6 protein-coding genes are annotated in these 5,639 nt (G+C 65.3%); 3 read left to right on the top strand and 3 right to left on the bottom strand.

Translation table 11 applies throughout. The annotated features are described in order from the left end of the window. Both EOA33_RS22205 and hisS read right to left on the bottom strand, forming a co-directional pair. On the bottom strand, positions 1-365 hold a 365-nt coding region (locus EOA33_RS22205), incomplete at its 3' end, for an ATP phosphoribosyltransferase regulatory subunit (protein WP_190234334.1). Positions 366-543: 178 nt separating this feature from the next. Beyond that, a complete protein-coding gene (gene hisS / locus EOA33_RS22195) occupies positions 544-2,049 on the bottom strand; it encodes a histidine--tRNA ligase (protein ID WP_126056399.1) in 1,506 nt (501 codons plus the stop codon). A gap of 198 nt (positions 2,050-2,247) precedes the next feature. Here hisS and EOA33_RS22190 point away from each other — a divergent pair, with 198 nt between their 5' ends. Then, positions 2,248-2,496: a hypothetical protein gene (locus EOA33_RS22190; protein WP_126056400.1), complete on the top strand. Its 249-nt coding sequence runs from the start codon at positions 2,248-2,250 to the stop codon at positions 2,494-2,496. A gap of 73 nt (positions 2,497-2,569) precedes the next feature. Here the strand turns inward: EOA33_RS22190 and EOA33_RS22185 are convergent, their stop codons facing one another. Then, positions 2,570-3,208 carry a DNA-3-methyladenine glycosylase I gene (locus tag EOA33_RS22185; protein WP_126056401.1) on the bottom strand — a complete coding sequence of 213 codons (639 nt, stop codon included), beginning with the start codon at positions 3,206-3,208 and terminating at the stop codon, positions 2,570-2,572. A gap of 213 nt (positions 3,209-3,421) precedes the next feature. Between EOA33_RS22185 and EOA33_RS22180 the strand changes: the two genes are divergently transcribed. Both EOA33_RS22180 and EOA33_RS22175 read left to right on the top strand, forming a co-directional pair. Next, the gene (locus tag EOA33_RS22180; RefSeq protein WP_126056402.1) at positions 3,422-4,162 is read left to right on the top strand and encodes a L,D-transpeptidase; all 741 of its coding nucleotides are present in this window, start codon (positions 3,422-3,424) and stop codon (positions 4,160-4,162) included. Between the two features lie 291 nt (positions 4,163-4,453). Further along, a complete protein-coding gene (locus EOA33_RS22175; protein WP_126056403.1) occupies positions 4,454-5,374 on the top strand; it encodes a bifunctional 5,10-methylenetetrahydrofolate dehydrogenase/5,10-methenyltetrahydrofolate cyclohydrolase in 921 nt (306 codons plus the stop codon). The last annotated feature ends 265 nt before the right edge of the window (positions 5,375-5,639 follow it).

Genomic DNA, 5,639 nt, shown 5'->3' with positions numbered 1-5,639 from the left:
GCCAGCGAGCGGGCATCGGCGGCGGCGGTGTCGCGATCGCCGAGGTCCTCGATGCCGGCCTGGAAGAACTCGTTACCGCCCTCGCGGCGCTGGCGAAACACCTCGCCGAGATAGGAATAGCGGCGCGGCGTGCCCGCCTGGCTGGTGATGTGGTCCAGGCAGACGGGAATGGTGAATTCGGGCCTGAGACACAGCGTCTTGCCGGTCTCGCTCTCGGTGAGGAAGATGCGGCGGCGCAGGTCTTCGCCGGCCATGTCGAGGAACGGATCGGCCGGCTGCAGCACGGCGACCTCGACCGCGTGCGTGTCACGCGCGGCGAAGAGCTTGGCGATGTCGGCGGCGATGGCGGGGTAGCGGGAGATCATGGATAGGTTGGGCGCGAGGCACCCCCCTCTGGCCTGCCGGCCATCTCCCCCTCAAGGGGGGAGATCGGCAGCTTCGAGCGCCGCACCCTTACTCCAACACCGGAGATTTGCGAAACCACACGGGACATCCAATCTCCCCCTCTGAGGGGGAGATGTCCGGCAGGACAGAGGGGGGTGTTCAAGCGCCACCCTTCGCGCGGTCGGCAGCCTGAGCCGCCAGGATCTTCTTCACCTCGGCAACCAACTCGCTCTCCGCCACCGTCACCTGCGCCGGGCGTGCGGCGCGCCATTCGGCGTTGTCGGTGATCTCCGCCGACATGCGGGCGCCTTCGATCAGGTCCTTGATCTGCAGCTCACCCCGGGAGCGCTCGTCGCCGCCCTGGATGATGGCGACCGGGCTGCCGCGGCGGTCGGCATATTTGAGCTGCGCCTTCATGCCGGCGCCGCCGAGATACATTTCCGAGCGGATGCCGGCCGCGCGCAGCTCCGCCACCATCTTCTGGTAGCGGCCGAGGCTTTCGGTGTCCTTGTCCATGACCAGAACGACGACCGGAGCGATGACGTCGGAGATGTCGAGCTTGCCGAGGTTCTTCAGCGCCGTCATCAGCCGGGAGACGCCGATCGAAAAGCCGGTCGCCGGCACCGGCTCGCCGCGGAAGCGCGAGACCAGCCCGTCATAACGGCCGCCGCCGCCAACCGAGCCGAAGCGCACGATCTGGCCGTCCTCGTTGGGGATTTCGGCCAGCAGCTCGGCTTCGAAGACGGGGCCGGTGTAGTATTCCAGGCCGCGCACGACGGAGCGGTCCATGGCGACGCGGTCTTCGCCATATCCTGCCGCTCTGACCAGAGCTTCGATCGTGGCAAGTTCGGCGACGCCTTCCTGGTAGACGGCGTTGGAACTGACGCTGGTATTCTGGCCAGCCTGTCCGTTCCTCGCCGTTGCAATCAGCACAGCTTCGGCCTGCGTGTCTTTCAGTCCGGCGCCCTTCGCGAAATCGCCTTCGCCTTCCTTGCCGCCATCCCAGCGCCCCGGACCAAGCAGGAGCCTCACGCCTTCCGGCCCGAGCTTGTCCAGTTTGTCTATCGCGCGCAGCACCGTCAGCCGCCGCCCCGCATTCTCGTCACCGCCGAGGCCGATCGCCTCTAGCACGCCGTCGAGCACCTTGCGGTTGTTGACGCGAATGACGTAGTCGCCGCGCTTGATGCCGAGCGCTTCCATGACGTCGGCCATCATCATTGCCATCTCGGCGTCTGCCGCCACACCGGGCGTGCCGATCGTGTCGGCATCGAACTGCATGAACTGGCGGAAGCGGCCGGGTCCGGGTTTTTCGTTGCGGAACACCCAGCCGGAGCGGTAGCTGCGATAGGGTTTGGGCAGCTTGTCAAAATTCTCGGCGACGAAGCGTGCCGTCGGCGCGGTCAGGTCGTAGCGCAGCGACAGCCACTGGTCATCATCATCCTGGAAGGAAAAGACGCCTTCGTTCGGCCGGTCCTGGTCGGGCAGGAATTTGCCGAGCGCGTCGGTGTATTCGATCATCGGCTGGTCGACCGGCTCGAAGCCGTAGAGCTCATAGACGCCGCGGATGGTCGCCATCATCTTCTCGACGGCGCGGATGTCATCGGCGCCGCGGTCGGCAAACCCGCGCGGCAGCCGCGCTTTCGTCTTTTCCGATTTGTCGGCCATGGGATGGGGTCTTTTCGTTCGATAGATGCTGGCTGGTTGCGGGCGCGCGTGTCCTAGCCCATGCGGCTTGGAGCGGCAAGGGTTTGCACCTTCACGGAAACAAACGGCGCCCAAAGGAAACAATTCCGCCATCGGCGCGGCATCGTGTCGACACAATCGCAGCCGATAAAGCGCACCGAAAACAAAGAGTTCGGGGCTATGAGCACCACGGGACAATTCGACACCATCAACGGCGGCACGCGCGAACTGCCCATCCGGCTGCGCCCGGCCGACCACCAGGCGCCCGTGACGGTGAGCCAGGCAGCCGGGCCGTTCGAGGTGGATCCGCGCCGGGGCTCATCCATGCGTGATGCGCTGATGACCGGCCTGCTGGTGATCTATCCGGCTTTCGCCGCGCTGGCGGCGATCGTCGCCGGCCTGTTCCTCACCGGCGCCAGCGGCATCTAGTCTCGCAGGCGGGCGCTGCCCCTCATCCGCCCTTCGGGCACCTTCTCCCCGTGGAACGGGGAGAAGGAAGGTCCTACCTCGGCCGTTTGAACCTCTTCCGCTCCGCTTCCACTGCGTTGCGGCAGACGCATCCTTCGAGATGGTCGTTGACAAGGCCCATCGCCTGCATGAAGGCGTAGACGGTGGTCGGGCCGACGAAGCTCCAGCCCCGCTTCTTCAGCTCCTTCGAGATGCGGACCGAGACCGCCGTCGTCGGATTGGCGCGCAGATGGGCAAGGTCGACGATCTCCGGGCGCTCGCCCGCGCCCGGCTCGAACTTCCAGAACCAGGCCGCCAGCGAGCCGAACTCATCAACCATTTCGCGCGCCCGTTTGGCGTTGTTGATGGTCGAGACGATCTTGCCGCGATGGCGGATGATGCCGGCATTGCCGAGCAGGCGCTCGACATCCTTGTCGGTGAACTGAGCCACCTTGTCGAAGTCGAAGCCAGCGAAGGCCTCGCGGAAATTCTCGCGCTTGCGCAGGATGGTCAGCCAGGAAAGGCCGGACTGGAAGCCTTCGAGGCAGATCTTCTCGAACAGCCGCCGGTCGTCCACCACCGGCCGGCCCCACTCATGGTCGTGGTAGTGCAGATAGTCCGGCAGATTGCCATGCCAGAAGCAGCGCGCCTTGCCGTCAGGGCCGTCGAGCAGGCCGGCATTTTCAGTTCCCATTGCCAGAAATCCGTTCGTTAATGCGCCTCGGCGCCTGTTTTACCGTGGCTTTACCAGATTCCTGAACCGGCCGGTAACCACACCAAAAGGTTTACTGACACATCGGCATTTTACGCATTCCGATTCATGTTTCGGTTGCCGCTTCGCGCCAAGGATCGCGCAACCGGGGGCGGTTTCGTGCCTCCGTCCGTTCGACGATCAAGGTGCGTTCCGATGAAGACAACGTTGGTTTCCCTGCTGGGTGCCGCGGCGGTTCTTGCCGCCGGCGCCACCGCCTCCAATGCCGATGACCGCTATGCCGACCGGCCGCCGGTGATGGTGAGCCCCGACCTTTCGGCGCCCTGGGTGCTGCAGCTTGGCCGCGCGCCTGGTATCGTGCGGCAGACCCGCCAGATGGTGCAGCAGCCGCAGCGGCGCTATCTGCAGGTCCAGCCCGACCAGCAGCGCACGGCGGCGGTGCAGCAGCCGGCCCGGCGCACGGCGATGCGGCCGCAGATCAACCCGATCTACCTGCCGCAGGAAGTCGCGTTCGACGGGCCGCAGAAACCAGGCACCATCGTCATCGATACGCACCAGAATTTCCTCTATCTGGTCGAGAAGGACGGCAAGGCGCGGCGCTACGGCGTCGGCACCGGCAAGCCGGGCTTCGAATGGTCGGGCACGCACAAGATCACCGACAAGCGCGTCTGGCCGGACTGGCGCCCGCCGGCGGTGATGATCAAGCGCGAGGCCGCCAAGGGCCGCTATCTGCCGACCTATCTGGCCGGCGGCGAGGAGAACCCGCTGGGCGCCCGTGCGCTTTATCTCGGCACGACGGAATACCGCATCCATGGCACCAACCAGCCATGGACGATCGGCGGCGCCGTATCTTCCGGCTGCATCCGCATGCGCAACGAGGACGTCGTCGACCTCTACGAGCGCGTCAATGTCGGAACGACGGTGGTGGTGATATAGGGACTGCGAATCTATCGGTCAGGCAGCGCCGACTAATTTTGGCGCCAGCTGTTGCTCCCAAGCCATAGCGCATATTCGGGAGACGTGCTTAGACTGGCAACGAGTTAACGGGGGACGGGCCGTGTGGGGATGCGGCCGGTCACGAAAGGGCAGCACGGGAAACCGCGCTGCCCTTTCGCCTTTCGAGGCAAAACGCGTCGCGCTGAAGGCAGAGCGTTTCGTTTTCGGAGGCTGATTTCCCGGACGGCCTCTGCTATTGCAGCGCACAATTCCCGACGCCAAAGGTCAGCCATGTCCCGGTCCGACGACAGCCGCTATCTCAAGGGTGGGCCGGTGGCCCAGCGCATCATCGCCTCCGTGCGCGAGGACGCCGCGATCGCCACAGCCGAGGGGTTTCCGCCAAAGCTGGTGTCGATCACCGTCGGCGACACCGCCGCAGTCGATGTCTATGTGCGCAACCAGCGCGCCAAGGCGGAACTGGCCGGCATCGGCTTCGAAGAGCGGCGCTTTGCCGCCGACATCACCGCCGGCGAACTGGAGGCCGCGATCCACGGCCTCAATGCCGATCCACGCGTCACCGGCATCATCATCCAGCGGCCGGTGCCGGTGCACATCCCGATCAAGACGCTGCAGGCGGCGGTGCATCCGCTGAAAGACGTCGAGGGCATGCATCCGGCCTCGATCGGCAATATCGTCTACAACCAGCTCGATCTGGCGCCCTGCACGGCGGCCGCCTCGGTCGAGCTCTTGAAGGAGACCGGCCTCGACCTCAAGGGGCTCGAGGTGGTCGTCGTCGGCCATTCCGAGATCGTCGGCAAGCCGATCGCCTTCCTCTTGATGAGCGAGGGCGCGACGGTGACGGTCTGCCATCACATGACGCGTTCGGTGGCAGCACACGCGCGGCGCGCCGACGCACTGTTCGTCGCCGTCGGCAAGCCGCGCCTGATCAAGGCAGATATGGTGAAGCCGGGCGCCGCCGTCATCGACATCGGCATCAATTCCGAGATCGGACCGGACGGCGAGAGCCGCATAGTCGGCGACGTCGACACCGACAGCGTCAAAGAGGTCGCCTCCTGGATCACGCCGGTGCCGGGCGGCGTCGGGCCGATCACGGTGGCGATCCTGCTGCGCAACACGATGGTGGCGCTCAGCCGCCAGCGCGCGCTCTACCACGCGACCTACGGCGTGGCGGACAAGCTGGCGGCGGAGTAGCGCGGTCACACGCCCGAGGCTATTACGTCAACCAAGCCGTTTCCAATTTTTGCAGACACGCCAATTGTCGAAGCTGGCGCCGCCCCTCATCGCCCGCCGGGCACTTCTCCCCGTATAGTGACGGGGAGAAGGGGCTGGTGTCCGAACCGGATAGATAGGTAACAGAATGGACCGATTGCATAGGTGACAGTTTTCTCCCTCGCCGGAGGACCCGGCGATGGTTTGGCGAGAGACTGGCATCATGGACGAGCGGCTTCGTTTTGTA

It is taken from the genome of Mesorhizobium sp. M4A.F.Ca.ET.050.02.1.1, assembly GCF_003997725.1.
Taxonomy (GTDB): Bacteria; Pseudomonadota; Alphaproteobacteria; order Rhizobiales; family Rhizobiaceae; genus Mesorhizobium.
The sequence above is the reverse complement of the archived record's forward strand: the minus strand, read 5'-3'. Positions and strand labels throughout refer to the sequence as shown.

Bases quoted from the DNA above. Each gene is read 5' to 3' on its own strand.
- hisS (WP_126056399.1), bottom strand. From the start codon at position 2,049: ATGGCCGACAAATCGGAAAAGACGAAAGCGCGGCTGCCGCGCGGGTTT.
- EOA33_RS22190 (WP_126056400.1), top strand. From the start codon at position 2,248: ATGAGCACCACGGGACAATTCGACACCATCAACGGCGGCACGCGCGAA.
- EOA33_RS22185 (WP_126056401.1), bottom strand. From the start codon at position 3,208: ATGGGAACTGAAAATGCCGGCCTGCTCGACGGCCCTGACGGCAAGGCG.
- EOA33_RS22180 (WP_126056402.1), top strand. From the start codon at position 3,422: ATGAAGACAACGTTGGTTTCCCTGCTGGGTGCCGCGGCGGTTCTTGCC.
- EOA33_RS22175 (WP_126056403.1), top strand. From the start codon at position 4,454: ATGTCCCGGTCCGACGACAGCCGCTATCTCAAGGGTGGGCCGGTGGCC.